This is a genomic window from Desulfatitalea alkaliphila, from assembly GCF_022968795.1.
GTDB lineage: Bacteria > Desulfobacterota > Desulfobacteria > Desulfobacterales > Desulfosarcinaceae > Desulfatitalea > Desulfatitalea alkaliphila.
Map to the genome: position 1 here is coordinate 22,913 of NZ_JALJRB010000024.1, position 26,884 is coordinate 49,796.

The 26,884-nt window shown below is 62.6% G+C and carries 24 protein-coding genes; 6 read left to right on the forward strand and 18 right to left on the reverse strand.

From position 1 onward, the window contains the following. The first annotated feature begins 59 nt into the window (after nucleotides 1–59). Both acd and ettA read left to right on the forward strand, forming a co-directional pair. Nucleotides 60–1,223 (forward strand): glutaryl-CoA dehydrogenase Acd, encoded by a 1,164-nt coding sequence (gene acd / locus MRX98_RS17180; RefSeq protein ID WP_246912895.1) that lies wholly within the window; start codon nucleotides 60–62, stop codon nucleotides 1,221–1,223. 205 nt (nucleotides 1,224–1,428) lie between these two features. Next, nucleotides 1,429–3,108 (forward strand): energy-dependent translational throttle protein EttA, encoded by a 1,680-nt coding sequence (gene ettA / locus MRX98_RS17185; protein WP_246912904.1) that lies wholly within the window; start codon nucleotides 1,429–1,431, stop codon nucleotides 3,106–3,108. 42 nt (nucleotides 3,109–3,150) lie between these two features. On the opposite strand, the gene MRX98_RS17190 is transcribed toward ettA, so the two are convergent. From MRX98_RS17190 to MRX98_RS17215, 6 genes are all read right to left on the reverse strand, one after another. Continuing rightward, nucleotides 3,151–4,803 carry an HIT family protein gene (locus MRX98_RS17190; protein ID WP_246912907.1) on the reverse strand — a complete coding sequence of 551 codons (1,653 nt, stop codon included), beginning with the start codon at nucleotides 4,801–4,803 and terminating at the stop codon, nucleotides 3,151–3,153. Between the two features lie 17 nt (nucleotides 4,804–4,820). Then, entirely contained in the window at nucleotides 4,821–5,462 is a 642-nt protein-coding gene (locus MRX98_RS17195) for a helix-turn-helix domain-containing protein (RefSeq protein ID WP_246912909.1), read from the reverse strand. Nucleotides 5,463–5,487: 25 nt separating this feature from the next. Further along, nucleotides 5,488–6,633 carry a beta/alpha barrel domain-containing protein gene (locus tag MRX98_RS17200; RefSeq protein ID WP_246912918.1) on the reverse strand — a complete coding sequence of 382 codons (1,146 nt, stop codon included), beginning with the start codon at nucleotides 6,631–6,633 and terminating at the stop codon, nucleotides 5,488–5,490. A 70-nt stretch (nucleotides 6,634–6,703) separates the two neighbouring features. Then, nucleotides 6,704–7,483 carry an enoyl-CoA hydratase-related protein gene (locus tag MRX98_RS17205; RefSeq protein ID WP_246912920.1) on the reverse strand — a complete coding sequence of 260 codons (780 nt, stop codon included), beginning with the start codon at nucleotides 7,481–7,483 and terminating at the stop codon, nucleotides 6,704–6,706. A gap of 49 nt (nucleotides 7,484–7,532) precedes the next feature. Further along, the gene (locus tag MRX98_RS17210; RefSeq protein ID WP_246912923.1) at nucleotides 7,533–8,681 is read right to left on the reverse strand and encodes an acyl-CoA dehydrogenase family protein; all 1,149 of its coding nucleotides are present in this window, start codon (nucleotides 8,679–8,681) and stop codon (nucleotides 7,533–7,535) included. Between the two features lie 12 nt (nucleotides 8,682–8,693). After that, nucleotides 8,694–9,308, reverse strand: coding sequence for a TetR/AcrR family transcriptional regulator (locus tag MRX98_RS17215; RefSeq protein WP_281432411.1), 615 nt, complete (start codon nucleotides 9,306–9,308; stop codon nucleotides 8,694–8,696). Nucleotides 9,309–9,543: 235 nt separating this feature from the next. Between MRX98_RS17215 and MRX98_RS17225 the strand changes: the two genes are divergently transcribed. The 3 genes from MRX98_RS17225 (at nucleotide 9,544) to MRX98_RS17235 (ending at nucleotide 14,256) form a co-directional block, all read left to right on the forward strand. Continuing rightward, nucleotides 9,544–10,254: a TetR/AcrR family transcriptional regulator gene (locus MRX98_RS17225; RefSeq protein WP_246912925.1), complete on the forward strand. Its 711-nt coding sequence runs from the start codon at nucleotides 9,544–9,546 to the stop codon at nucleotides 10,252–10,254. Between the two features lie 23 nt (nucleotides 10,255–10,277). Then, nucleotides 10,278–13,556 carry a fused isobutyryl-CoA mutase/GTPase IcmF gene (gene icmF / locus MRX98_RS17230; protein ID WP_246912928.1) on the forward strand — a complete coding sequence of 1,093 codons (3,279 nt, stop codon included), beginning with the start codon at nucleotides 10,278–10,280 and terminating at the stop codon, nucleotides 13,554–13,556. Between the two features lie 547 nt (nucleotides 13,557–14,103). Beyond that, nucleotides 14,104–14,256, forward strand: coding sequence for a hypothetical protein (locus MRX98_RS17235; protein ID WP_246912944.1), 153 nt, complete (start codon nucleotides 14,104–14,106; stop codon nucleotides 14,254–14,256). Nucleotides 14,257–14,409: 153 nt separating this feature from the next. Here MRX98_RS17235 and MRX98_RS17240 read toward each other — a convergent pair whose 3' ends face one another. From MRX98_RS17240 to MRX98_RS17265, 6 genes are all read right to left on the reverse strand, one after another. Further along, nucleotides 14,410–14,856, reverse strand: coding sequence for a cytochrome c3 family protein (locus tag MRX98_RS17240; RefSeq protein ID WP_246912946.1), 447 nt, complete (start codon nucleotides 14,854–14,856; stop codon nucleotides 14,410–14,412). Nucleotides 14,857–15,001: 145 nt separating this feature from the next. Beyond that, nucleotides 15,002–15,790, reverse strand: a complete 789-nt coding sequence (gene tatC / locus MRX98_RS17245; RefSeq protein ID WP_246912957.1) for a twin-arginine translocase subunit TatC — start codon at nucleotides 15,788–15,790, stop codon at nucleotides 15,002–15,004. Further along, the gene (tatB, locus tag MRX98_RS17250) at nucleotides 15,787–16,224 is read right to left on the reverse strand and encodes a Sec-independent protein translocase protein TatB (RefSeq protein WP_281432412.1); all 438 of its coding nucleotides are present in this window, start codon (nucleotides 16,222–16,224) and stop codon (nucleotides 15,787–15,789) included. Before tatB ends, tatC begins: the two co-directional genes overlap by 4 nt. Nucleotides 16,225–16,370: 146 nt before the next feature. Beyond that, nucleotides 16,371–17,603 carry a murein transglycosylase A gene (gene mltA, locus MRX98_RS17255; protein WP_246912964.1) on the reverse strand — a complete coding sequence of 411 codons (1,233 nt, stop codon included), beginning with the start codon at nucleotides 17,601–17,603 and terminating at the stop codon, nucleotides 16,371–16,373. 7 nt (nucleotides 17,604–17,610) lie between these two features. After that, on the reverse strand, nucleotides 17,611–18,102 hold the full coding sequence (gene moaC / locus MRX98_RS17260; RefSeq protein WP_246912966.1) for a cyclic pyranopterin monophosphate synthase MoaC: 492 nt from the start codon (nucleotides 18,100–18,102) through the stop codon (nucleotides 17,611–17,613). Nucleotides 18,103–18,113: 11 nt separating this feature from the next. Further along, entirely contained in the window at nucleotides 18,114–18,473 is a 360-nt protein-coding gene (locus MRX98_RS17265; protein ID WP_246912968.1) for a molybdenum cofactor biosynthesis protein MoaE, read from the reverse strand. A 230-nt stretch (nucleotides 18,474–18,703) separates the two neighbouring features. Here MRX98_RS17265 and MRX98_RS17270 point away from each other — a divergent pair, with 230 nt between their 5' ends. After that, complete coding sequence (locus tag MRX98_RS17270) at nucleotides 18,704–19,516, forward strand: SDR family NAD(P)-dependent oxidoreductase (RefSeq protein ID WP_246912971.1); 813 nt, start codon at nucleotides 18,704–18,706, stop codon at nucleotides 19,514–19,516. A gap of 7 nt (nucleotides 19,517–19,523) precedes the next feature. On the opposite strand, the gene MRX98_RS17275 is transcribed toward MRX98_RS17270, so the two are convergent. The 6 genes from MRX98_RS17275 to MRX98_RS17300 all read right to left on the reverse strand — a co-directional run bounded on the left by MRX98_RS17275 (nucleotide 19,524) and on the right by MRX98_RS17300 (nucleotide 26,878). Next, the gene (locus tag MRX98_RS17275) at nucleotides 19,524–20,237 is read right to left on the reverse strand and encodes an ABC transporter ATP-binding protein (RefSeq protein WP_246912973.1); all 714 of its coding nucleotides are present in this window, start codon (nucleotides 20,235–20,237) and stop codon (nucleotides 19,524–19,526) included. Further along, a complete protein-coding gene (locus MRX98_RS17280) occupies nucleotides 20,230–21,015 on the reverse strand; it encodes an ABC transporter ATP-binding protein (RefSeq protein ID WP_246912975.1) in 786 nt (261 codons plus the stop codon). The genes MRX98_RS17275 and MRX98_RS17280 overlap by 8 nt, the downstream gene beginning before the upstream one ends. Further along, nucleotides 20,999–22,060, reverse strand: a complete 1,062-nt coding sequence (locus tag MRX98_RS17285) for a branched-chain amino acid ABC transporter permease (protein ID WP_246912976.1) — start codon at nucleotides 22,058–22,060, stop codon at nucleotides 20,999–21,001. The genes MRX98_RS17280 and MRX98_RS17285 overlap by 17 nt, the downstream gene beginning before the upstream one ends. Nucleotides 22,061–22,071: 11 nt before the next feature. After that, complete coding sequence (locus MRX98_RS17290) at nucleotides 22,072–22,959, reverse strand: branched-chain amino acid ABC transporter permease (protein WP_246912978.1); 888 nt, start codon at nucleotides 22,957–22,959, stop codon at nucleotides 22,072–22,074. Nucleotides 22,960–23,045: 86 nt separating this feature from the next. After that, nucleotides 23,046–24,200, reverse strand: coding sequence for an ABC transporter substrate-binding protein (locus MRX98_RS17295; protein ID WP_246912980.1), 1,155 nt, complete (start codon nucleotides 24,198–24,200; stop codon nucleotides 23,046–23,048). A gap of 155 nt (nucleotides 24,201–24,355) precedes the next feature. Further along, nucleotides 24,356–26,878 (reverse strand): efflux RND transporter permease subunit, encoded by a 2,523-nt coding sequence (locus MRX98_RS17300; protein ID WP_246912988.1) that lies wholly within the window; start codon nucleotides 26,876–26,878, stop codon nucleotides 24,356–24,358. Nucleotides 26,879–26,884 lie beyond the last annotated feature (6 nt).

The following is a 26,884-nucleotide window of genomic DNA, read 5'->3' on the forward strand; positions in this document are numbered from 1 at the left end:
TTCAAATGGTTCGGCCCGCCCCCGGTGCCGAGCAACCGACATCAAGGGAGTAAAAAACAATGGATTTCAAATTGTCAAAAGAACATGAAATGCTGCGCAAAGCGGTCCAGGATTTTGCCAAAAAGAAGATCGCCCCGTTCGTGGACGAATGGGACGCCAACCACTACCTGCCGGTCAAGGAGGTCATCAAGCCCATGGGCGATCTGGGCTTTTTCGGCGCAGTGATTCCCGAAGAATACGGCGGCGAGGACATGGGCTGGCTGGCGGCCTCCATTATCACCGAGGAGATCGCCCGGGTCTCCAGCTCCCTGCGCGTGCAGTACAATCTCTCCGCCCTGGGCTGTGCTTTCCCCATTTACAAGTACGGCACCGAGGAGGCCAAGCAGAAATACGTGCGCAAGCTGTGTGAAGGGGAGTTGCTGGGCGGCTTCGCCATCACCGAGCCCAATGCCGGTTCCGACGTCATGTCCATGGAGACCACGGCCGAGGACAAGGGCGATCACTGGGAACTCAACGGCTCCAAAACCTGGATCTCCAATGCCAACCAGGGCGACGTGGTGATCGTGTATTGCTACACCGACCGTTCCAAGGGCGGCAAGGGGCTTTCGGCCTTCATCGTGGAGCTGCGCAATTTCAACGGCATCGCCACCACCGATCTTGACAAAATGGGTTCCTACTCCTCGCCCACCGGCGAAATTTTCTTCAACGGCACCCGCGTGCCCAAGGAAAACCTGTTGGGCAATGTGGGCGACGGCGCCAAGATCGTCTTCAGTTCCCTGAACAACACCCGGTTGTCGGCCGCGGCCGGCGCCGTGGGCTGCGCCCAGGCCTGCCTGGACATCGCCACCAAGTACTGCAACGAGCGGGTCCAGTTCGGCCAGCAGATCGGCAAGTTTCAGATGAACCAGGACATGATCGCCCAGATGACCACCGAGGTGGAAGCCTCTCGCCTGCTGGTCTACAAAGCCGCTTGTCAAAAGGACGACGGTTTCTTGAGCAACGGCCTGGAAGTGGCCCAGGCCAAGTACTTTGCCGGCGAAACCGCCATGAAGTGTGCCAATTTCGGCCTGCGCATCATGGGCGCCTACGGCTACTCCACCGAGTACCCCATCGCTCGCTTCTACCGCGACATTCCCACCTACGTCATGGTGGAGGGCTCGGCCAACGTCTGTAAGATGATCATCGCCCAGGATCAGTTGGGTTATCGTAAAGCAAACAGGTAGCGACAGTGCGACCGCCGCCGGCGCCTTTTCAGGGCCGGCGGCGGTCGATTGCATCGCGGGCGCTATTTCCTGATTGCTTGTTGCTTGTCAGGGACCGTTCGATGGCGGACGGCGAACGTCCGCCGAATATCGCAGGAACCGATGTCAAACGGGGCAGCGCCGCCGTTTGGCATTTTACTTTTATTGGGCCGCAGGGAGGTGTTCCATGGGCAACGAAGGCAACAAAATCATCTATTCGATGATCAAGGTGAGCAAGTTCTACGATCAGAAGCCGGTGTTGAAGGACATTTCCCTCTCCTACTTCTACGGGGCCAAGATCGGCGTGATCGGCCTCAACGGATCGGGCAAAAGCTCCCTGCTGCGCATCCTGGCCGGCGTGGACACCCAGTTCAACGGCGAAACCGTGTTGGCCCCGGGCCACACCGTCGGCTACCTGGAGCAGGAACCGCTGGTGGATGTGGACAAAACCGTGCGCGCGGTGGTGGAAGAGGGGGTCCAGGAGACCGTCGATTTGATGCTGGAGTTCGAAGCGATCAACAACCAGTTCGCCGAGCCCATGGACGACGACGCCATGGACAAACTGATTCAGCGCCAGGGCGAGGTCCAGGAGAAGCTGGACGCCCTGGACGCCTGGGATCTGGACGCGCGGCTGGAGATGGCCATGGACGCCCTGCGCTGCCCGCCCGCCGACACGCCGGTGCAGGTGCTGTCCGGCGGTGAGAAGCGGCGTGTGGCGCTGTGTCGCCTGCTGCTGCAAAAACCCGACATCCTGTTGCTGGATGAACCCACCAACCACCTGGATGCCGAGAGCGTGGCCTGGCTGGAGCACCACCTGCACACCTATCCCGGCACGGTGATCGCCGTCACCCATGATCGCTATTTTCTGGACAACGTGGCCGGCTGGATCCTGGAGCTGGACCGGGGCCACGGCATTCCCTGGAAAGGCAACTATTCCAGCTGGCTGGAGCAAAAACAGGAGCGCCTGCGCCGGGAGGAGAAAAGCGAAAGCGCCCGCCGCAAAACCCTGGCCCGCGAGCTGGAATGGATCCGCATGTCTCCTAAGGGGCGCCATGCCAAGAGCCAGGCCCGCATCAACGCCTACGAGCAGTTGCTCTCCCAGGAAGCCGAAAGTCGTGAGAAGGATTTAGAGCTCTACATCCCGCCGGGCCCCCGCCTGGGTGACGTGGTCATCGAGGCGCAAGGCGTGCGCAAGGCCTTCGGCGAGCGCCTGCTGATGGACGACATGCACTTTCGTCTGCCCCCCGGCGGCATCGTCGGCGTCATCGGCCCCAACGGCGCGGGCAAGACCACCCTGTTCCGGATGATTGTGGGCCAGGAGCAGCCGGACAGCGGCACCATCCGCGTCGGCGACACGGTCCAGGTGGCCTACGTGGATCAGGGCCGTGAATTGGATCCTGCCAAGAGCATCTGGGAGGAGATCACCGGCGGCAACGATCAGATCGAGCTGGGCAATCGCCTGGTCAATTCCCGGGCCTATGTGGCCCGCTTCAACTTCTCGGGCGCCGATCAGCAACGCAAGGTGGGGGTGCTTTCCGGCGGCCAGCGCAACCGGGTCCACCTGGCCAAGCTGTTGCGGGAAGGGGCCAATGTGCTGTTGCTGGACGAGCCCACCAATGACCTGGATGTCAACACCCTGCGCGCCTTGGAAGAAGCATTGGAAAATTTCGCCGGCTGCGCCGTGGTGATCAGCCACGATCGCTGGTTCCTGGATCGCCTCGCCACCCACATCCTGGCCTTCGAGGGCGACAGCCGCGTGGTTTTTTACCACGGCAACTGGACCGAATACGAAGAGGATCGCCGCAAACGGCTGGGCGCCGACGCCGACCGTCCCCACCGGATCAAGTACCGGCAGTTGACGCGCTAGCTGCCTTGCATGCCCCAAGCCGGCCTGTCCCTGTAAGGGGATTTATTGCCCGTGCTGCAAACAGCTTCGGCAGGCGGCGCTAAAATCTTCCGGATAGTGGCCGGTGATCCAGCGCAGCTGGGCTTCGCTGAAGGCGCCCGGGGATTGGGGCAGGCGGGGCAGGAAGCTGTACAGCAGGCGCTGGTCATCGTCCGGGCAGGTGAACCGTTTGCTGTATTCGATGACCGTCACCATGGTGGCGCCCAGGCCGGTAAGGGCCCGCATGGCCATGAGCAGGGCGCTGTCCAGTGCGGCACGGACGGCGCTGTCGGCCTCCAGGATGTTGCCCACCGGCCCCCGAGTCATCAGTTGCAGTTCCCACTGGGAGGTTTGGGCCTTGGGAACGAAGAGCAGCACATGGTCGTCCTGGTGGACCACCAGATCGGCCGGCCGGTCGTCGCGGCCGTCCAGGCGTCGGTTGTTGGCGATGGCTTGAAGGTAACGCTCGAAGAAGGCGTGCCCGGTATTGCGCCGGTAATCGGCGCAGAAACGCTGCACCATGTCACCGCAGGCGAATGCCGGCAGCGGCCGGCCTGAAGGATCGGCTTCATCAGGCACGGCGGCGGGAATCAAGGCATACTGCTGATGGATCTGCTGGTGGGAGGCGTGCAGCCGATAGCCCGAGGGCGCGAAGTCGAAGCCGTAGTTCCAGCCCCACAAGGTGGCGCTGAAGGACAGCGGCGGATGGCCCTGCGAGCGGCGGAGTGCATCCCGGATCGCTATGCGCAGTTCTTCCAACTGCACCGCCGAAAGGCCGCTGCGCCGGGGAACGGCGGCCGGCCCCAGGGTTTCGGCCAAGCGCACGTAGGTGCGCTGGTAGTATAAATGGCGCATGTGGTTGACATCCGCCGCGGTCAAATCACCGACGGCATAGCGGATGGCGTCGTGGGCCATGTTGGCCGCGTAGTGGCCCCACGGGATATAGCTGTTGCGACGCAGGTATTCGAACACATGGCTGTGGTTCGAGCGCCGGTCGCCGACGATTTCGCTGTCCCCCTGCACCCCCGGCCGCAGCACCATCACCTCTTTATAAGTATCGGGCAGCGAAGGGTTGTTGGCCACGGCATCGAACAGCGCATCGTCCGCAATGCGCGGTCGGGTCCGGCCGTGGGCATCGACATCGAACAGCAGCCCGACGGGCGGACCGTCGTCCCTGTCCCGAACGAAGCAGCAGCACCCCTCGGCCAAGCGCACCAGGTCCGCCGGATCGGTGGCCGTCACCGCCAAGGCCAGTCGGAGGGGGCGGGGCAGTTCGGCCACCAGGTGGTCGCAAGCCTTTTCATCCGCAACGGTCGGCCCGAAGACCGCCTGCAACGTGGCCTGCAAGGAGACCGGCTCCGGACGGGGAATGGCGATGCGTGCCGGATCGGCGGCCACTCGGTCGGCCCATCTTTTACCGATGTAGGTGGTGCCGCGGAAGGGCAAAGGGTTGGGGATTTCGAAAATGAGATCGGCGGCCGCCGCGTCCACATCGCCGGCGGGAAAATTGGCATCGTTGGCACACCGCTCTCCGGATGGCGTGCGGCCCAGAAGGGAAAGATGGTCCCCTTCCCTCAGGTTGGCCACCTGGTAAGTGGGGCGGTGCAGCCCGTAAACGAAGCGGCCCGCGGGGTTGACACAGGTTCCGGGATAACCGGCCGTACGGTCGTGTGTCATGGTACCTTTCACTGGTTTCAATCGCTGTAGATGACCGCCAGAATCTTGGCCCGCCCTCCTCGTGCGGTCAGGACATGGGGCGTGGTGGACAGATAGTAGGCGCTGTCGCCGGGCTCCAGCACGAAACGCTCCTCGCCGATGTTCAGCGCCACCGTGCCCTCCAGCACGAAGATGAACTCCTCGCCGCCGTGCACGGAACGCTCATCGTCGTCATCCGCTTCCAATTGCACCAGCAACGCTTCCATGTGCCGCCCCTTGACCTCCGGCGCCAGGCTCATGTAGCTGTACCCCGGCCGCCGCGTGCGCAGGGAGGCAGAACGGGAGCTGGCCTTGCGCTCGCTGCGGCGGGTGACGGTATACAACTTTTCCCCTTCGCCATCGCTGGAGAGCAAGCGTTGCAAGGCGCTGTCCAATGCCTTGCTCAACTTGATTATGGTGCCCAGCTGGGGGCTGATGGCGTTGTCTTCGATGGCTTGCAGGGTCTCCGGAGCGAACCCGGTCAATTGGGACAGTTCAATGATGGAGAGCCCCTTCTCCTCCCGCAGCCGCTTGATTCGGTCGCCGATCTGTTCCCGGCAGGCATCGTCGCAGGTGTCGATGTCGCCGGTGAGGTCCTGAAAATAGTCCACATTGATGGGCGGCTTGTCGGTGGGTGGCATGACGCGCCTCCTTGCCTTCTGATGATTATTGATCCACTGCTTCCCATTCGGCGGGCCAGTTTTGTCCCGGCTCCTCGCCCAGTTTGGCTTTGCGGGCCTTGAGGCCCGGCCGGGCGAAACGGGGATGGCCTTCCTTGAGGGTGCGGCCGTTGATGATCGCCTCGGAGCGCAGCCGATGACCGACCGTGCGCTCCATCTGGCGGCCCAGCCAGAGAATGCGATCCACGTCGTAGCCGTGTGCAATGCCCATTTCATCGATCTGCACCAGCAGGTCCTCCAGGCAGATCAAGCCCACGTAACGCGGATCGTTGTAATAGTAATCGCCGGTGCCCGGCACCGGGCAGTCGTCCAGGAAGTTGGCCGGTTGCCCGCCCATGCCGCCCATGGTGGCTTCGAAATGGCAAATGCCGGCCTGCAGGGCCGCCAGCACCGAGGCGGCCGCCACCCGCTTGGTTTCGTGGAAATGGGCGATGTGCAGCCGTGTGTCGGGAATTTCGTCCAGGATCATGGCGAAATAGCGATACACCTCGGGGGCCGAGGCGCTGCCGTCGTGGTCCGCATGTTCGATGTCATCCGCGCCGATGTCCAGCCACCGTCTGGTGAAGGCCACGGCATCCTCCAAGCGGGTGGCGCCGCCGATGGGACTGCCCCAGATGGTACTGACCGTGCCGCACATCTTGATGCCGGCATCCTTGCATTTGCGAATGCACCGTTCGGCCTCGCGCCAATACTCGGGCAAAGTGCAGCCGGAGTTGGCGAAGTGATGTTCCTCCTCGGTGGAGACCATCATCAGCACCCGGTCCGGTCCGATGCCCTGCTCCTTGAGGCGGATGGCGCGGTCCACCGCCGGCTCGCGGATGGTGATGGCCGTCAACACCAGATCGTCGTAATCGACCCCCTTGCGCGCGCAGCGTTGCTTGAAGCGATCACTGCGCAGGTTCTGCAACAGCGCCTCGGCATCGCTGAACTGGGGCATGAGGAACGGATTGCCCAGGTTGGTCACCTCGATGTTGCGGCAGCCGGCGAATATCAACTCTTCCAGATAGAAGTTCTTGGCCCGGGTGGAGATGAACTTCTCCAGATGCTGGAACCCGTCCCGGATGGTGATGTCGCCGATGGTCACTTTGCGCGGCATGCGCGGAAAGATTTTCCAGTAGTCATATTCGGTCATGGTGGTCACCTCTTTCCGGCCGCATTCACTCAGCGGCCGTTATTTTACAAATTGTGGGGATCGCTTCAACCTATTTTCCCTTGTATTGCGGTTTTCGCTTTTCGCGGAAGGCGGCCAGGCCTTCGGTTCGGTCCTCGGTGGGAATGCAGACCCAATAGGCGTTGGATTCGATGGCCAGCCCGGTGGCCATGTCGGTCTCCAGGCCGCGATTGATGGCGTATTTGGCCTGCTCGACGGCCACCGGCCCGCATTCGCCGATTTCGGCCGCCAGCCGAAGGCAGGCCGCCATCAGCTCATCCGGCGGGTGCACCTGGTTGACCAGTCCGATCCGTTGGGCCGCCAGGGCATCGATGCGCCGTCCGGTGAAGATCATCTCCTTGGCCACGCCTTTGCCCACCAGCCGTGGCAGGCGTTGCGTGCCTCCGGCCCCGGGAATGATGGCCAACCGGGTTTCGGTCAGCCCCATGGTGGCCGAATCGGCGGCGATGCGGATATCGGCCGCCAGGGCCAGTTCCGTGCCGCCGCCCAAGGCCACGCCGTTGACGGCGGCGATTACCGGCTTGCTGAACTGTTCCACATCGTCCATCAAGCGGCGGATTTTGAAAAGGAAGGCCCGCACCTGTTCGGGCGTCATTCCGGCCCGTTCCTTGAGGTCGGCACCGGCGCTGAACGCCTTGCCCGCGCCGGTGACAATCACCACCCGCACCGCCGGATCGAACCGCAGCAGATCCAGCCGGTCGCCGAGGGCTTGCACCATCGCCTGGTTGAAGGCATTCATCACTTCCGGCCGATTGAGCCGCAGTACGGCCACCGGCCCCTCCATGTCCAGCGTGACAATCGTGTCGTCCATAACCGCTCCTGCCACCATTTAGGGTTTGATCTGCATCCCTATCCTTGTCTCAACAGCCGATATGACGTGAAATTACGATGCGCTGCACCTCCGAGGTGCCTTCCCCGATCTCCAGCAGCTTGTGGTCGCGGTAAAAGCGCTCCACATGGTAATCCCGCATCAGGCCGTAGCCCCCATGGATTTGCACGGCATGATCGGCCACCCGACCCATCAGCTCCGAGCAGTAGAGCTTGGCCATGGCCGCCTCCTTGGCAAAGGGACGCTTGCGATCCCGCAGCCAGCACGCTTTGTAGAGCAGGTTGCGGGCACACTCGATTTCGGTGGCGCAATCGGCCAGCTTGAAGGCCACGGCCTGGAACTTGGAGATGGGTTGGCCGAACTGCTCGCGGCTGCGGGCATAGCGCAAGGCCAGCTCATAGGCCCCCACCGCGCCGCCCAAACCCATGGCGCCGATGGAGAGCCGGCCGCCGTCCAGGGTTTGCAGCATCTGGTGAAACCCGTCTCCCTTGCGTCCCAGCATATTGGCCGCCGGCACGCGCACATCGTCGAAATAGAGTTCCGCCGTGTTGGACGCGCGCCACATCATTTTGCCCTTCATGGGCACGGCCTTGACCCCCGGCATGCTGTTTTCCACCAGAAAACAGGTGTATTCGGGTTTGCCGCCGTCGCGGGTGCCGGTGATGGCCTGCACCGTCACGCCCAGGGACATGTCGCAGGCCGCGTTGGTGATGAAGATCTTGGAGCCGTTGAGAATCCAGTCGTCACCGTCCTGCACCGCGGTGGTCTTGCTGCCGCCGGCGTCCGACCCGGCCGTGGGCTCGGTCAGCCCGAACCCCCACAAGGCTTCTCCCCGGCACAAAGGCGGTAAATAGCGCCGTTTCTGCGCCTCGCTGCCGAAATAGTTGATAGGGCCGATGCCCAGGGAGTTACCGGCGGCGATGGTGGCGGCCTGGGAACCGTCCACGCGGGCGATCTCCTCCACGGCGACGATGTAGGAGACATAGTCCAGCCCCTGCCCCTCGTAGGCGTCGGGCACGAACATGCCGAACAGGCCGATTTCGCCCATCTTGTGGGTCAAGCTGGATGAAAAGCGCTCCTCGGCATCCAGGTCGGCCGCCACGGGCAGGATCTCCTTTTCGGCAAAAGCCCGCACCTCCCTGCGAATCATCTCCTGCTCACGGGTCAAATCGTAATCCACCGCGTCCTCCTTTCAATGGCCACACGCAACATCGGAGATCACAGCCGCGCCGCGGCCTGATGCCGCTCGCGCGGGTTGCAACCCGTTGATCACAAAGGTTTCGTAGATCGCGGCAATGGCGTCCACCGTCAGTCGTCCTTCGGGGCGAAACCAGGAGGCGCCGGCCGTGCAGAGGGTCAAAACGGCATAGGAGAGAATCTTCACATCCCCCGGCGCGAAAACCCCCTGGCCCATGCCATGGCGGATCAGTTCCTGAAAAATGCTTTCATAGGCATCGCGACGGGCGGTTACGGTGTAAAAATGGGCCGGCGTCAAACCGCGCAACTCGCTGCTGGCGATGAAGGTCTCTTTCTGACGCTCCAGGTGGAAACGCACGTGGCCCCGCACCGCCGCGCGCAGTCTGCCTTCGGTGTCGTTCTCGCGGGTCAAGCAACTCTCCAGGTGGGCCAGCAGGTCCTGCATGGTGGTGTCCATGATGGCGAACAGCAGCGCCTCTTTGCCTGCGAAGTGGTGGTAGATGCTGGCTTTTTTGATGCCGCAGCCCTTGGCGATTTCGCTCATGCTGGTGGCGAAATAGCCTTTGCGAAAGAAGAGGTCGACGGCGACGTTGAAAATGGTCGCTTTCATGAACACCTGCCGCAGGACTTTGGTTGGGACGATGCCAGGCTACCGACCGGTCGGTAGCCTGGCTTTTTTGTTAGCCGGATCGGGCCTCGTTGTCAAGCATGAATCGTGTTCATTTACAAACTGAACCTCACTTTTTTCTTGACATCTGACGGGCGCCGGGCTTACAAACACAACAGTGATTGAGCGCTCGCTCAAAATAGCTCCGCTATCAAGGGCTCGCGAATAAAGGAAGAAAGTGTCCAGTTTGGCAACCGGTCCCGATACAGTCAAAGAAATACCCACCCAGGTCAAGAACCAGGACTTGGTGGCGCGGCGGCGCAGCCAAATAGTGGATGCGGCGGTGGAAATGTTTTTACAAAAAGGGTTCCACCGCACCACCACCCGCCAGATTGCCCGGGCCGCCGGCATCTCCAACGGATTGCTCTATGAGTACGTTTCCACCAAGGAGGACATTTTATACCTGGTGTGCGACGCCATTCACGCCGAGATGCAGCGCGCCGTCACCGACGCCCTGGCCCGACCGGCCAACGGCGGCCACCCCCTGGCGGCGGTGATCCGCCAGTACTTTCTGGTGTGTCATCGCATGGGGGATCACATCCTGCTGATCTATCAGGAGACCCAATCGCTGCCCGGAAAATGGCGCAAGGTCGTGCTGGAAAACGAGATGCGCATCACCCGGTTGTTTCGCAAGGCCATCGACCAGCTGGTCCGCCAGGGCGCATTGCCGCCGCTGGATGGCAGCGGACGGGAACTGATCGCCCACAACATTTCGGTGTTGGGCCACATGTGGGCTTTCCGGCGCTGGTCCCTGGCCGGTCATTACACCATCGATGAGTACATCCGGATTCAAACCGATTTCATCCTCAACTGCTGCCGGGAGGCCGAAACCGGTCAACCGACGGCGGTTACCGGCCGCACCGCGGCCGGCGCCGATAAAAACCTTTAGCGAGCAATGACAGGAGCCTTATCATGACTGCCGCAACAGAACTTTACAAACCCCGGAACGCCGTCCGGGTCGTCACGGCCACATCGCTGTTCGACGGGCACGACGCCGCCATCAACATCTACCGTCGGCTGTTGCAGGCCAACGGGGTGGAGGTGATCCACCTGGGCCACAACCGCTCGGTGAAGGAGATCGTGGATGCGGTCATCGAGGAGGATGTACAGGGCGTGGCGATCTCTTCCTACCAGGGCGGGCACATGGAGTTTTTCAAGTACCTGGTGGATCTGCTGCGCGAAGCGGGCGTGCCCCACGTCAAGGTGTTTGGCGGCGGCGGGGGCGTGATCGTGCCGGCGGAGGTCAAGGAGCTGGAAACCTACGGCGTGGCCAAAATTTACACGCCCGAAGACGGTGCCCGCCTGGGGTTGCAGGGCATCGTGGCCCATATGGTGCGGATGCTCGATTTCTCGCGGGTCGACGGGCGGCCCCCCGACCTGGACCGGCTCTCTTACAACGGCAAACCGTTGTTGGCCAACATGATCACCTTTGTGGAGCAGAACCGCCAGGAGGACGTGCTCAGCCAATTGCGCTCCCAACTCGACAAGAAGATCGGCGATCGCAAGGTTCCCGTATTGGGCATTACAGGTACCGGCGGCTCGGGCAAATCCTCCTTGACCGACGAGTTGATCCAGCGACTGCTGATGGATCTGAAGAACTTGCATGTGGCCGTCATCAGCGTGGATCCCTCGCGCCGTAAGACCGGCGGCGCCTTGTTGGGGGACCGCATCCGCATGAACGCAATCGGCCACCAGCGCATCTTCATGCGCTCCTTGGCCACGCGGCAGGCCCAAACCGAAATCCCGCCCTCTTTGGCCGATGCCGTGGCCGTGGCCAAGGCGGCCGGTTTTGGTATGGTGATCGTGGAAACCGCCGGCATCGGCCAAGGCGACTCCAGCATTGTCGACCTGGTGGATGTCTCCATGTATGTGATGACCAGCGAGTTCGGCGCCGCCTCCCAGCTGGAGAAGATCGACATGCTCGACTTCGCCGATCTGGTGGTGATCAATAAGTTTGAAAAGCGGGGCGGCGAGGATGCGGTGCGGGACGTACGCAAGCAGGTGCAGCGCAACCGGGTGGCCTTTGACAAGCCCACCGAGCAAATGCCGGTTTTCGGCACCATCGCGGCCAAGTTCAACGACGACGGGGTCACCGCCCTCTATCATGCCCTGCTCGATACCATCGCCGACAAAACCGCAGTTCGGTTCGAGTCACGCCTGCCCCGGCCCAAGGGTTCCACTTCCAGCAGCAAAACCATCATCATCCCCCCGGAGCGGACCCGTTACCTGTCGGACATCTCCAATACCGTGCGGCGCTACCACGAGCAGACCGAGCAGCAGACCGAGGCCCTGCGCCGGGTGTGGCACCTGGAGCAAGCCGCCCGCACCGTGGACCAAAGCGCCCTGGAAGGGGACCGGGAAGCGTTGGTGGCTCGCCTGAAAGCCGAGGCGGAGCAGGCCCGCCAAGCGGTGGACCCGGCCAATGCCAAATTGCTGGAAGGCTGGCCGGCTTTGCGCGAGGCCTATCAACAGGATGAACTGGTTTATGCCGTGCGGGACGGCGAGGTGCGCACGCCCCTGTTCACCGAATCCCTGTCCCACAGCCGGATTCCCAAGATCGCCCTGCCCGATTTCGACGAACCGGGCACCCTCTTTCGCTGGCTGCGTCGTGAAAATCTGCCCGGTTACTTTCCTTATACCGCCGGGGTCTTTCCGCTAAAGCGCACCGGCGAAGACCCGGCCCGCATGTTCGCCGGCGAGGGGGACCCGGCCCGCACCAATCGGCGCTTCAAGATGCTGTCGGCCGACAGCCCGGCCAAGCGGCTCTCCACCGCTTTTGATTCGGTGACCCTGTACGGCTTCGATCCCGATCGCAGGCCGGACATCTACGGTAAGATCGGCAATGCCGGCGTGAGCATCTGCACCCTGGATGATGTGAAGGTGCTTTACGGCGGCTTCGATCTGTGCGCGCCCAACACTTCGGTTTCCATGACCATCAACGGGCCGGCGCCCATCATGCTGGCCATGTTTCTCAACACCGCCATCGATCAGCAGGTGGAGCGCTTCACTGCCGAACAGGGGCGCGCGCCGGACGACCAGGAGTACGCGGCCATCAAGGCCGAAGCCCTTTCCGTCGTGCGTGGTACGGTGCAGGCCGACATTCTCAAGGAGGATCAGGGCCAGAACACCTGCATTTTTTCCATCGACTTTGCTTTGAAAATGATGGGCGATATCCAGGAGTACTTCGTACGCAACAAGGTGCGCAATTTCTACAGCGTCTCCATCTCCGGTTACCACATCGCCGAAGCCGGCGCCAATCCCATTTCCCAGCTGGCATTTACCCTGGCCAACGGCTTCACCTACCTGGAGTACTATCTTTCCAGGGGTATGCCCATCGACACCTTCGGACCCAACCTCTCCTTCTTTTTCTCCAACGGGATGGATGCCGAATACACGGTGATCGGCCGTGTGGCCCGCCGGATCTGGGCCATCGCACTGCGCGACTTGTACAGCGGCAGCCCGCGCTCCCAGATGCTCAAGTATCACATCCAGACCTCCGGCCGCTCCCTGCACAGCCAGGATATTCAGTTCAACGACATTCGCACCACGCTCCAGGCCCTGTGCGCCATCTACGACAACTGCCAGAGTCTGCACACCAACGCCTTTGACGAGGCCATCACCACCCCCTCCGAGGAGTCGGTGCGCCGCGCCCTGGCCATCCAACTGATCATCAACCGCGAGTGGGGTTTGAACAAAAACGAGAATCCGCTGCAAGGCAGCTTCATCGTCGAGCAGCTCACCGACTTGGTGGAAGAGGCGGTGCTGTCCGAGTTCGACCGCATCACCGCTCGCGGCGGTGTGCTGGGCGCCATGGAAACCGGTTACCAACGCAGCAAAATTCAGGACGAGTCCATCTACTACGAAACCCTCAAGCACACCGGCGAACTGCCCATCATCGGGGTTAACGCCTTTCGCGACCCCAATTCGGGTGACGATGCGGCTCAGGATGAATTCAGCATCGAGCTGGCCCGCTCCACCGATCAGGAGAAGGAGTCCCAGCTGCAGCGCCTGGCCGCCTTCCAGCAGCGCCATTCCGAGCAGGCGCCGCAGGCCTTGGAGCGCCTGCAGCGGGTCGCCCTGGAAAACGGCAACATTTTCGAGGAATTGATGCAAACGGTGCGCCATTGCAGCCTGGGCCAGATCACCCATGCGCTCTATGAAGTGGGCGGCAAGTATCGCCGCAATATGTAGCCTGTAGTCCTCCAGCAGCAGCGGGGCGGCCCGTCGGCCGCCCCGCTATCCCGCCTTTTTTTCTTGAAAATCATTACCGAAATTGGTATGCCGACCCCGGTGATGCAGAATGCATTGTGATCGCCGGACCGCTTTTGCGCCATGACCAGCGCGGAACTCATGCGGCGGGGAGGCCGGCCCAAACGTGCTTCTGGTTTCTTCCTGCCATCAGGGTTAGGCGATACACCCCAAAAGCGTACCTGTTCGTGATTCGGTCGACAACCGGTCGGCGATCATGATTTGTACCACGCCATTCAATCCCGCGGGGCGCATGGGTATTGAAGGTGATGATAATTGGGAAGCGCAGGTGAGTGCGTCCGGCGCCAAGCACGCCCCTGTTTGGTTCAGATCGAATCGGGGTAAGAGGTAAGGTGCTGTTATTGCAATATGGATTGAATGGCCGACCTCCGGCTTCCGGCGGGCATGCATTTTGCTTATTGCTATGGGTTGAAATGACAATTGAACGCGAATTTACCGACGGGAGTGATGCGGAATGGATCTTGGTGCCATGGTAACATACAGGGAGTTCAGTCGCCGCTGGGCGGGCTACTGCGGTATTGTGGAAGGCGTCTTCGAGGAAAAGCCCGATGTGGTCCTGGTCCGTTGGGTGGGCGACCAGCGGCGCTGCGAAGAAAAAGTGACGGATCTGGAAGAGCTGTAGTCGCTTCCGAACAATATTCGGTTAACTCCCCCTCCGGTCGACCATTGATCGGTCGACGGAGGCCTGCAAACAAAGAGGCGAGGTGACGGCTTGATGCGGTCACCTCGCCTCTTTTTTCCGGCAAGTATGAAGTGTCGGCGCGAAAAGGTGCGCCTAATCCCGCGGATGGCACTCGTTGCAGGTGGCCGGCGCGATGCGGGCCTGCTTTTCCTTGTTGTAATCCCGGTGGCAGCTCACGCAATTGGCATGCATGGCATTGGCATGGTAGGTCAGCAACTCCTGCTCCGACATGCCTTGGGCTTGCCGTCCGCGCACCTCACCCGGTTTGCTGTGACAATCGATGCACTTTTGTACCGGATCGTCCGCTGTCAGTTCGTTTAAGGGTTGCCCCTGATCGTCGTGATGGCACTCACCGCAGGCGATTTTGTAATCGTCGATGTGCTTCTGATGCGTGAAGGTGACGGCGCTGCGGGTTTTCTTGTAATCCGATTCCAGCACCAACACTTCCGGCATGCCGGCGGCGAATGCCAATGCCGCAACGCACAGGACGGCACCGACGCCAAGGGCGATCATTATACTCAGCGAGCGTTTTTTCAACACTGTTTCACCTCCTTTTCAACCGTTCGTTTGGATCATAGGGATGGTTCTTGAACAGACCGTATCTTTACCAATTCCCTAGTTGACTGTCAATGCGCGGTCGCGATCCGCGTTTGCACATATATGACGTCTGAACGGGGCAAAAAGATTACCCCTGCGGGTCGGATGATGCCGATGCATCGGCGTCATCAGCGCCCTCCTTTTCCTTCCCGGTTTTGCGCCCGAAAAAGCGGGCCCCCAAGATACTGATCTCATAGAGCAACATCATGGGCAGGGCCATGAAGACCTGGGTGACCACATCGGGCGGTGTCAATATGGCGGCTGCCACGAAAAACAGAAATATGGCATACTTGCGATATTTTTTGAGGGTCGGTACCGAAACGATGCCCAGCCGCGCCATGAAGGTGATCACCAACGGCAGCTCGAAGGCCAGCCCGAAGGCGAGCAGCAGCTTGGACGAGAACCCGAGATACTCTTTCATGGAAGGCATCGGCCGGATGGTGTCGCTGGCGAAACTGAGAAAAAATTCGAAGCCGATGGGAAAGACGATGAAATAGCCGAACAAAGCGCCGCCTACGAAGAAAAAGGTGGACAGAAACAGGATGGGCAGCACCAGCCGCCTTTCCTTGTCATAGAGTCCCGGCGCCACGAACATCCAGAATTGATAGAGGATCACCGGCGAAGCCAGCATCAAGCCGCAGATGAAGGCCGCCTTGAGAAAGGTGAAGAACGCCTCGGGCAGGTTGGTGTAGATCAGGTGATCGCCCGGTTTGAGCACTCCCACCAGGGGCAGGGTCAAAATGTCGAATATCTGCTGCTTGAAGGCGTAGGAAAGCAGAAAGCCGACGCCCACGGCGATGAAAGATTTGATCAGTCGAGAGCGCAACTCCTCCAGGTGGGCGGTGAAGGGCTGTTTGTCCGGATCGGTTGTGCTCATGGGGTGCCGTCCCCTTTGCCGCTTTTGGTTTCATCCGCCTCGGGCGGCGCTGCGCCGGTTGCATCATCGGTCGCGGCCGTCGGGTCATCGGCATCGCTGCCGTTGGAACCGACTGGGGGGATCTTTTCGGCGTCCGGTATTTCAGCGTCCGGTGCCGCCGCTTTCGGCTTACCGTTGGCGGCCGGCTTGGTCGGCCGATCGGTGTCGGGATCGAAGGCTTGCCGGACCTGCTGATCGGTCTTTTTCAACTGCTCCCGCACGTCGTCCAGGCCGGCTTCCTGTTCCAGGCTCTGTTTAAGATCGTTGGTGGCGCGTTTGAATTCCCCCAACGCCTTGCCCAGTGACTTGGCCAGGTCGGGCAGCTTTTTGGGGCCGATGAAGATCAAGGCCACCGCCAGAATCACCAGCAGTTCCGGCATGCCGATACCGAACATAGGAGCTCCTTCAAAAGGGTGCTTGCATCCGCACAATCACTGTCTCATAGGGCTTTTACACAGCCTTGTCAAGTGAAACCGGTGGCCGTCGTATTTATTAACCATCTGTATTTAAAGGGGATGCTTGGCTTTGGGGAGGCGGCTCTTCATTGCGCCGTCTCCGGCGCAAGCACCAGGAAAAAGAGCCGGCCGGGGTGACGCAGATGGCCCGCGGCGGTTTCCGCCGCCGCGCCGCCGCCCCAGAACAGATCTGCCCGGCCGGGACCGGTGATGGCGCTGCCGGTGTCCTGGGCCAGCACAAAACCGTGGTGGGTGCCCCACTGTTCGATGGCCCCCGTTTCGTTCAAAAGGGGCACCGGCAGATCGATGAAAGCCAAGGCCGCCAGGGGAAACAGACGGCGATCCACCGCAAGGGAGCGTTTCGGGGTCAGGGGCACCCCCAGCGCCCCGAGGGGGCCTTGGGCGATGGGACGGAAGAAGATATAGCGCGGGTTGTAATCCAGCACCGCCCGCACCTGTTCCGGGTGGCGCCGCAGGTGGCGGCGAATGGCCTGCATGGACATCTCGTCGGGGTCGATGTGACCTTGATCGATCAGCAGGCGGCCGATGCTGCGATAGGGACGGCCGTTGGAGCCGTCGAACTGCAAGTGGCGTTGGCTGCCGTCGGCCAGGGCGATGCGGCCGGAGCCTTGGACCATCATCATGAACAGGTCGACCTCGTCGGCTACCCAGGCCACCGGCGGCGCCAGGCGGAGAAAATCGGGCGCGCGCACAATGGCGGCCCGGTCGGGGTACGGCACCACGGCGCGCCCCTCCAGGCGGCCCACGATGCGGCGGCCTTTCAACTCCGGATCGAAAAGGGAGAGGTCGATTTCCAGCAGATCCCGGGGCCGCGAATGGACCGGCACGTGGAACCCGTCACCGGGCACCAGGCGTCCCGGCAGCATCGGCTCGTAATACCCGGTGAACAGCACCTGCCGGTCATCGGCACGTCCGGCGGCGCGGTAGACCCGAAACCGCTCGATCAGCGCCCGCTGAAGTGTATCGGCGGAAGGATGAGCGGCAATTAGGTCGGCGAAGGCTTCCAGGGAGTGTATCAGGTGGGCCACCGGATAGGCGTCCTCGCCGAAGGTCACCGGACGGTCGGGGGGCAGTTTGCGCAGATGGGTCAGGCTCATGGCGATGGCGCGATCCAGCCCCGCGTAGCCGTCCCGGTCATCGAAAAGCGGGAATTCGGCCGGCGCCAGGCGCACCAGCGGCGGTTCGACCAAGGTTGGCTTGGGGCCGCAGGACACCACCAGCAGCAACCCGATCAGCAACAGCCACCCGCCTGTCGGCCGGATCGGGCAACGATGGCCACGGCGTGCCGGATGAACCATGGGCAGGTTAACCATCGATGGCGTCACGGGTCCAATGACCGCTTTTGCCGCCGCTTTTTTCCAGCAGGCGGATGTCGGAAATCGACATGCCGCGGTCATAAGACTTGCACATGTCGTAGACCGTCAAGGCCGCCACGGCAGCGGCCGTCAGCGCTTCCATCTCCACACCGGTGCGGTCGGCCACCCGCGCCACGGCTTCGATGCGCAGGGTGCGGCCGTCGTCTTGGGGGAAAAAATCCAGTTTGACGTGGGTCAGGTTCAAGGGATGGCACATGGGGATCAGGGCGGCGGTCTGCTTGGCGGCCATCACCCCGGCGATGCGGGCCGTTTCCAGCACATTGCCCTTTTCCACCGCCTGATCGCGCACCAGGGCGAAGGTCTCCGGCCGCATGGTCACCACGGCCTGGGCCCTGGCCATGCGCTCGGTGCGGGACTTGGTCGTAACATCCACCATGCGCACCCGCCCGCGGGCGTCGATATGCGTGAAACCATCCGCCATGATGGGCCTCCTTAAGCGAAGAATTCCGTCTTCTTGGTCACTTTCTTTTTGATGGTGTTGAGGGTGTCGGTCAATACGGCCAACACATTCTCCCGAATATCGCCGGCCACCACCAATCCCATCACATCATCGCCCACCCGCAAATCGCGGTCGGCATTGATCTGCACCAGAATTTCCACAATCCCCGGCCGCAGCTTCTGTTCCGCGATTACCGCCTCCAACTTCCTGTAATCCACCGCCACCCGCAAACCCCGCACCGCGCGCCCGTCCCTGGAGGTCGATCGCACCACCCCGTTGTGGCACACGATCATCCCCACCTTCACATAGTCGGGCCGCTGCTTGATCTGTTCGATCAGCGCGTTGAAATCCATAACCCCCTCCTGTGGTTCATTGCCGCATGGCGGAAGCATAGGGGATCCGGGTGGGGAAATCAAGCAAATGGGGCGTGCGGCCCTTGGCGAATCGTGCAAGGGGTGTGAAAAGAGAGTTTAAAGTTTGCGGCTGAACGATTAAACTGCCGCCACGGCATCCGAAGGGCGCCCGGAAACATGGGGCGGCGGATCTTCTTTGGATGAGGCAATCGGCAATGAAAGGATATCCCATGGATTTACAGGAAAAGGTGGCTTTGGTGTTGGGCAGCGTGAAGGGGATCGGCAAGGCGGTGGGGTTGGATCTGGCCCGTGCCGGCGCGCGGGTGGTGTACACCTGGCATGACTGGCCGGAAAGCCTGCCGGCGCTGGAACGGGATGCGGCGGCGGCCGGAGAGCACCTCATCGTGCCGGTGGACCTGCGGGACACCCGGGCCGCCGAGGCACTGGTGGCGCAAGTGATCCGCCGTTTCGGGCGCTTGGACATCCTGATCAACAACATCGAGCGGGGTGGTTGGCCGGTGGTCCACGGCCCCTACACCCCGGAGCAGTGGGACCTTGAGATGGCCACCACGCTGCGGGCCAAGCAGTGGGTCTTCACGGCGGCCCTGCCCCACCTCAAGGCCACGGGCAACGGCGCGGTGGTCACCTTTTCCTCCATCGCCGCCCTGGTGGGCCGCAGCGGCCCCGCTGGCTACCTGTTCAACGAAGGGTACGCCGCCGCCAGCCGCGGGGTCTCGCTGCTCACCGAAACCTGGGCCCGCCTGGGGGCGCCCGAGGTGCGGGTCAACGAACTGATGCTGGGTCTTTTCGCAACCCGCCACGCCGAGCAGACCCGCGGCTGGGGGCTGCTCGACGACCGGCAGCGCCAGGCGCTGCTGGACCATACCCTGCTCGGCCGCACCGGCCGCCTGGATGATATCCTCCGGGCGGTGCGTTTTTTGATCGCCGAGGCCCCTTTCATGACCGGCAGCGTGTTGCGCTTGGACGGTGGTTACGTTTTGGGCGGTGAGCGCGTGCCGCCCATGCCGCCGGGGGTGGTTTGAAGATGCCCTACGCCATGTCCATGCCCAGATAGGCCTCCTGCACCCGCGGGTCGGCCAGCAGGTCGGCGGCCGTGCCGCTGATCACCACCCGGCCGGTTTCCAGCACGTAGCCCCGGTGGGCCACCTGCAAGGCCATCTGGGCATTCTGTTCCACCAGCAGGAGGGTGGTGCCTTCGGTGTTGATGCGGGTAATGACCTCGAAAATGTGCTCCACCACGATGGGCGCCAGCCCCAGGGAGGGTTCGTCCAACAGCAGCAGGCGGGGCCGGGCCATCAGGGCGCGGGCGATGGCCAGCATTTGTTGTTCGCCGCCGGAGAGGGTGCCGCCGAGCTGCTTGCGCCGTTCCTTGAGGATGGGAAACAGATCCAGGGCGTGGGCCTCGTCCGCTTTCAAGGCGGCGCGGTCGCGGCGCAGGTAGGCGCCCATGCGCAGGTTTTCCAGTACGGTCAGGTCGGGAAAGATCATGCGCCCTTCCGGGACCTGGGTGATGCCCAGGGCCACCACCCGGTCGGTGGCCAGCCGGGTGATGTCCCGGCCGTCGTAGGCGATGGTGCCGCCCCCCACGGGCACCACCGATGAGATGGCCATCAGGGTGGTGGATTTGCCCGCGCCGTTGGCGCCGATCAGGCAGACGATCTCGCCGGCGTTCACCTCGAGGGTGACCCCCTTGAGGGCCTGGATGGTGCCGTAAAAGGCCTGGACCTCCTTGAGTTCAAGCATGGACCGCCCCCCGGCCCAGGTAGGCTTCGATCACCCGGGGGTTTTCGCGGATCGCCGCGGGCGGTCCCTCGGCGATGTGGGTGCCGTGATCCAACACCACCAGCCGGCGGCAGATGGACATCACCAGCTTCATGTCGTGCTCGATGAGAATCACCGTTACCCCCGTGGCCACGATGGCTTGAATCAGGTCCACCAGCCGGCGGGTTTCCCTGGGGTTCATGCCGGCGGCCGGTTCGTCCAGCAGCAGCAACCGCGGTTCGGTGGCCAGGGCGCGGGCGATCTCCAGCCGGCGCTGATCGCCGTAGGCCAGGTTGCCGGCGTCGGCCAGGGCGTGATGCGCCAGGCCCACGAAACGCAGCCGTTCCATGGCCGCTTCCACGATGGCCTGCTCTTCGGCCCGTTGAAATCGGGTGCGCAACACGGCGCGCACAAAATTGGCGTGGGTGCGGCAATGGCGTGCGATGCGTACGTTGTCCAGCACGGTCAGGCTGTTGAACAACCGGATGTTTTGGAAGGTGCGGGCGATGCCTAGGGCGGTCATCTGCTCCGGCTTGCGGCCGTTGATGCGCATGAGCCCCCCGGACCCGGCATATAAGATGGTGCCGCTGCTGGGCGGATGGAGCCCGCTGATGCAGTTGAACAGGGTGGTCTTGCCCGCGCCGTTGGGGCCGATCAAGCCCAGGATCTCACCGCAGGCCACCGTGAAGGAGACATCCGCCAGGGCATGCAGCCCGCCGAACCGCTTGCTGATCCGATCCAGTTCAAGCAGGGGTGTCACGGTTGTCTCCTCGGTCTCCGGCGAAGTCTCCGGCGGCAATGCGTCGGCTGAGGGCGGCCAGCAGCGGGTTGGCGCGCCCGCTGGCGGCGATGGCCGGAAACAGGCCGGCCGGCCGGAAGCGCATGATCAGGACCATGATCAGGCCGTAGGCCATGAAGCGCGTTTCCGGCGGCAGCCCGACGGCGCCCAGCCCTTCGCGCAGCAGTTCGCCCAGGCAGACCAGGATGGCGGCGCCTACCAGGGCCCCTTTGATGTTGCCCAATCCTCCCAGCACCACCATGCACAGCACCAGAAAGGACTCCCAGAACTTGAACATGTCCGGCGACAGGAACATGGACCAGCGGGCGTAAAAACAGCCCCCCATGGCGCCGATGGCGGCCGAAATGGCAAAGGCGATCACCTTGTAGCGCAGGATGTCGACCCCGCAGCAGGCCGCGGCCAGCGGATCTTCGCGGATGGCGTACCAGGCGCGGCCCAGGCGGGAGTCTTCCAGGCGGGTCATGACGAAGTAGACACCGGCCACCAGCAGGGCCGCAAGGTAGAAATTGGGCGCCTTGCCGTAGAATTCGAAGTACCACTGCGGATGCAGCCAACTCAGGTTCAGGGTGATGGGGGCGATGCCGGGCAGGCCCAACGGGCCGCGGGTGAGCCAGATTTCGTTGGTCAGAAAGAGTACTACCAGCTCGGAGAAGCCGAAGGTGACGATGGCGAAGTAATCGCCCGTCAGGCGCAGGGTGGGCGCTCCCAGCAAGGCGCCCCAGAGTGCCCCGTTGAGGGCCGCCAAGGGCACGATCACCCAGAAGGAGAGGTCGTAGTGAATGGTCAGCAGGCCGGCGGTGTAGGCGCCGATGCCGTAAAACCCGACGTAGCCCAGATCCAGCAGGCCGCAGAAACCGGGCACGATGTTCAGCCCCATGGCCAGCACCATGTAGACCAGGGCCAGGGTCATCACATGCAGCACATACTCGGAAGCACCCGGCCAAAGGGGATAGGTCAGCAGGAGTACGCCCGCCACCGGCAGCAGGCGCTTGGCCTGTGCGACCATGGCCCGCCCCATCATGCCTTGTCCGTCACTGCGCGGCCCAGGATGCCCGAAGGCCGCAGCACGATCACCGCGATCATCACGGCATAGGCCACGCCGTCCCGGTAAAGGGAGGAGACATAGCCCGCCCCCAGGGCCTCGGCCACCCCCAGCACCACGCCGCCGGCCATGGCGCCGGGCACCGACCCGATGCCGCCCAGCACCGCCGCGGCGAAGGCCTTGACCCCGGCCGTGTAGCCCATGGTGGGATAGAGGGTGTTGTAGTAGATGGCCACCAGGATGCCGGCCACCGCCCCCATGGCCGATCCCAGGGCGAAGGTGAAAGAGATCACCCGGTTGACGTTGATGCCCATCAGGGCGGCCGCCGTGCGGTTCTGGGCCAGGGCGCGCATGGCCGTGCCGATGCGGGTTTTCTGAATCACCAAGTAGAGCAGCAGCATCATGCCGATGGCCACGGCGAAGATGAACAACTGGAGCCAGCTCAACCCCACCGACCCCACCGTGAGGGCCTGCTCCGTCAGGTAGCCGGGCAGCGCCGTGCGGGGAAAGGGCTTGGAGCGGCTGCCCCAGATGATCAGGGCCAGGTTCTGCAGAAAAATGGACATGCCGATGGCGGTGATCAGGGCCGCCAGGCGCGGCGCCCGGCGCAGCGGCCGGTAGGCGATGATGTCCAGCAGGATGCCGCACATGGCGCAGCACACCACCGCCATGAGCATGGCCACATAAAACGGCAGACCCGCGGCGGTGATCAGGGTCACACAGAAAAAGGCCCCCAGCATGTAAATCTCGCCGTGGGCGAAGTTGATCAGCTGAATCACCCCGTACACCATGGTGTAGCCCACTGCGATCAGCGCGTAGATCAGTCCCAGGGTCAGGCCGTTGATGAGCTGCTGTTCGAGCACAGAGAACTCCCGGCAGTCGGCGTCACGTAATCGCGGGTGGAAACGCCGGGGTGGACGGTGGCCCGCCCCGGTGTCGCGTGACCGGATCAGCGCATCTGCTGCGGCGCGGCGGTGAACTTACCGTCTTTGACCATCTTGACGAAGGCCATCTTTTCCGGATCGCCCTTGGCATTGAAGTAGGTGGGGCCGGTGATCCCTTCGTAGGCCTTTTCCGGCGCGTCGATGGCCGCCAGGTAATCCCGGATTTTGGCCCGGTCGGGGCCCACGGCCGCCACGGCGGCGGCGAACATACCCATGGCGTCATAGGCGTTGGCGCTCATCCAGTCCAGATCGCGGCGGTATTTCTCCTCGAAGGTGCGGATGAAGGTTTGGGCCTGCTCGGGCGCCGCGGCCGCCAGAAAGGGCACGGTCATGTAAGTGTTGTCCGCGGCCGCGCCGCCCAGCGCAATGTAATCCACGTTGTCCAGGCCGTCGGCACCGAACTTGATTATCTGCATCCCCAGGTTGGCCGCCTGGGCGGCGATCAGGGCCCCTTCGTTGTAGTATCCCGAAATGAACAGGCCGTCGGGATTGCCCCCGCGCAGCTTGGTCAGCTGGGGCGTAAAGTCGGTGGCACCCTTGACATACCCCTCGCTGCCCACCACGGTCAGCCCCGCGGCGGCCGCTTCCTTGATGAAAGCGTCCTTGAGGCCGATGCCGTAGTCGTTGTTTTCATAGAACACGGCGATGCGTTCCAGCCCCAGCACCTCCTTGGCGTAGCGGGCCAGGAACTGCCCCTGGTAGTCGTCGAGGTAGACGTTGCGGAAGGACCAGACCCGCCCGGCGCGGTCGGCATTCTGTTCGCCGATGGTCACATTGGTGGCGGTGGGGGAAATCACCGGCATGCCGGAGCGCACATAATTGGGCAGGGCCGCCAGATGGGCCGACGAGCAGACATGGCCTACCACGCCGACGATCGCCCGGTCCCGCACGATGCGGGGAGCCACCGTGGCGGCCTCCTTGGGGTCGCACAGCTCATCGAAGTAGACCGCCTCCACCGGCGTGCCGTTGATGCCGCCGCCGGCATTGATTTCGGCCACCTTGGTCTCCACGCCCGACTTGATGTTTTCGCCGTATGAGGCCGCCGGCCCGGTGAACGGCGCGGCCACGCCGATTTTAACACTCTGCGCCCAAACCGGCGCACCGGCCAACAGCACAACACACGCGGCCGCCAGGGCCGTTTTGCATAAATTGCATCGCATGGGATCACTCCTTTACGGTCCAGGGGGGTTGTCATCGACGAACAGGAACGCACAGGACATTGACAAGTGGCAAAAGTATGGCGGTATGCAACCCACCTGTCAAGCGATTTGCCGCCACCGCCCAACACCCAACCAACCCAATCGACCCGACCCACTCAAGCCACTCGCTCCCCCGTCGGCCGGCCGAAGGGTTTGATGACGATCAGCAGTTGGGGCAGCAGGGTCAAGGCGGCGACCAGGGCGACGATCATGGCCAGGCCGGTGAACAGGCCGAAATAGATGGTGGGCCAGAAGTTGGAGAAGACCAGGATCGAAAATCCGATCACGATGCTGATGGAGGTGTAGTAGGCGGCATAACCGATGCTGGCGTGGCAACGGTGCATGGTTTGCCGGTAGTCGCCGTCTTTGACGATCTCCTCCTTGAAGCGGTGGATGTAGTGGATGGTGTCGTCCACGGCGATGCCGACGCTGATGGCGGCGATGGTGATGGTCATCATGTCCAGGGGGATGTTCAGCCACCCCATGATGCTGATCACCACGGCGGACGAGAAGAGGTTGGGCAGCAAGGCAATGACGGCCAGCTTGATGGAGCGGAAGAGCAGCAGGAACATCACCAGCAAGGCCAGCGCCACAATGCCCAGGGTCTTGATCTGGGAAGAGAAGAGGCTTTGCAGCATGTTGTTGTACAGGACCATCATGCCGGTCAGGTGAACATGGTCCGCGGGCAGTCCGACCTCGTGCACCAGGTCGTGGCGGATCTGTTGGAGCATGGCGTCGCGCTGCAGGGTTTCCAGCGAGTCGATGATGCGGATGGCGTAGCGTGCTTCGTTGTGTTCGATGGAAAGATAGGGCGCCAGGATCAAGTCCCGGTACTCTTCGGGCAAGCGGCCGTAGAGCACCGCCATTTCGATGCTTTCCAGGGGCTGGTCGTTGTTCAGGATGCGGCCGATCTTCAGAAGGGTTCCCAGGGAGAGCACCTTGCCGGTTTCCGGCAGCCCTTCAAGGTAGTCATGCACATCTTCGATGGTGCGCAGGCGCTCGTCGAAGAACCAGTAGCGATCATAGTCCGTTTCGGTCTTTTGCGCGTAGGGATTGAGAAAGTCGTCCTCTTCCGCCTCGTCCATGGTGGCGAACTGCCGCAGATCGACCGGGTCGAATTGCACGATCACATCCAGCGGCGTGGTGCCGCCCAGTTTCTGGTCGATGCGTTTCATGCCCTGGTGGATCTCGGTGGAGGACTTGAAGTAGTCGATGAAGCTGTTCTCCACCCGCAGCCGGGAGAGCCCCACGATCGCCAGCACGGAGAGCACACCGGCGATCACCAGCACGGCGGTGCCGTGGCGATGGGTCAGGCGGGCCAGCGCGGGCAACGGCGTGAAGGGCGCCTTGGCCGATTCGGTTCGCTGAACGCGCTTGCCGGCCAGGACGACAGTGGCCGGAAAAAGAATGAAGGTCATGATAAGGGAGAGCACCAGGCCGGCACTCATCATCCAGCCGAAATCGATGACCGGTTTAATGCCGCTGAGCACCAGGGAGCTGAAGCCGGCGATGGTGGTCAGGGTGGCATAGAGGCATGGCACGAACTTGGCCCGTACCGTTTCGCGGATCAGGGTGCGATGGTCCATCTCCGGGTGCTCGCCGCGGAACTCGCGGTAGCGGACGATCAGGTGGATGGTGATGGCCAGGGTGATGATCAATTGCAGGGAGATGAAGTTGGAGGAGATCACCGTCACCTCCCATTGAAAAATGGCCAGAATACCCATCATGGCGATCACCGACAGAAAACAACACAACATGGGGAGAACGATCCACAGCAGGCGCCGGAAGATCAGGCCGAGCACCACCACCAGCAGCAGGAACACCCCGGCGCCGAAGATCTGCAGGTCGTTGCGAATGTAGGCGATCATGTCGTTCTGGATCATGCTCACCCCGCCGAGAAACAGCTCATGCCGGTCCCGGTAGCCGTCCATGACGGCCCGCACGGCGGCGATGGTTTCACTCTGCTCGAGCGTCATTTTGTCCAATCGGCCGGAGATTCGGCGGTCCAGTGCGCGCAGCGCCTCGGCCTCGGCGCCCCTCAGGCCTCTGTCGGCCCGCAGGTCGTGATAGCGGTGGCGTTGGGCGATCAGGTCCTGGTAGGTGGTGTCGGTCTCCAGGTTGACGATCAGGGCGGTGGTCTGCAGATCGGCGCTGACGATCAAGTCGCGGTAGAAGGGGCTTTCCTGAAACTCCCGGGCCGCCAGTGCGGGGTCCGTGTCCTCCGATTGCAAGGTGCGGATGCCTTCCGCCACTTCGGCGTAGGAGAGGGGCGGGCTTTGAAACAGGGGCACATCCAGCAAGGTGAGCACCGAGGTCACCCGGGGCAGGGCGTCGAGTTCATCGCGCAGGCTGCCGATGGCGGCCAGGGTGGCATCGGAGAACAGGTCGCCGTCGCCGGGGGTGAAGGCGATGAGCAGAAAATCGTCCACGCCGTAGCGCTCGACGATTTGCCGCGAGTAGCGCAGATCAGGGTCTTCCTGCAGCAGCAGCGTGTCGGCCGAGGCCTCGATACGGAAATCGCGGGCCTTGAACCCCAGAAAGGCCACCAGCGCCATGAGGCAGACGATCACCAGGACCGGGTGGTCCAACACCAGTTTGTTGTACCAGCGCAGGGCGGTCGCCCCCCCTTTTTTCAACATGTCTTT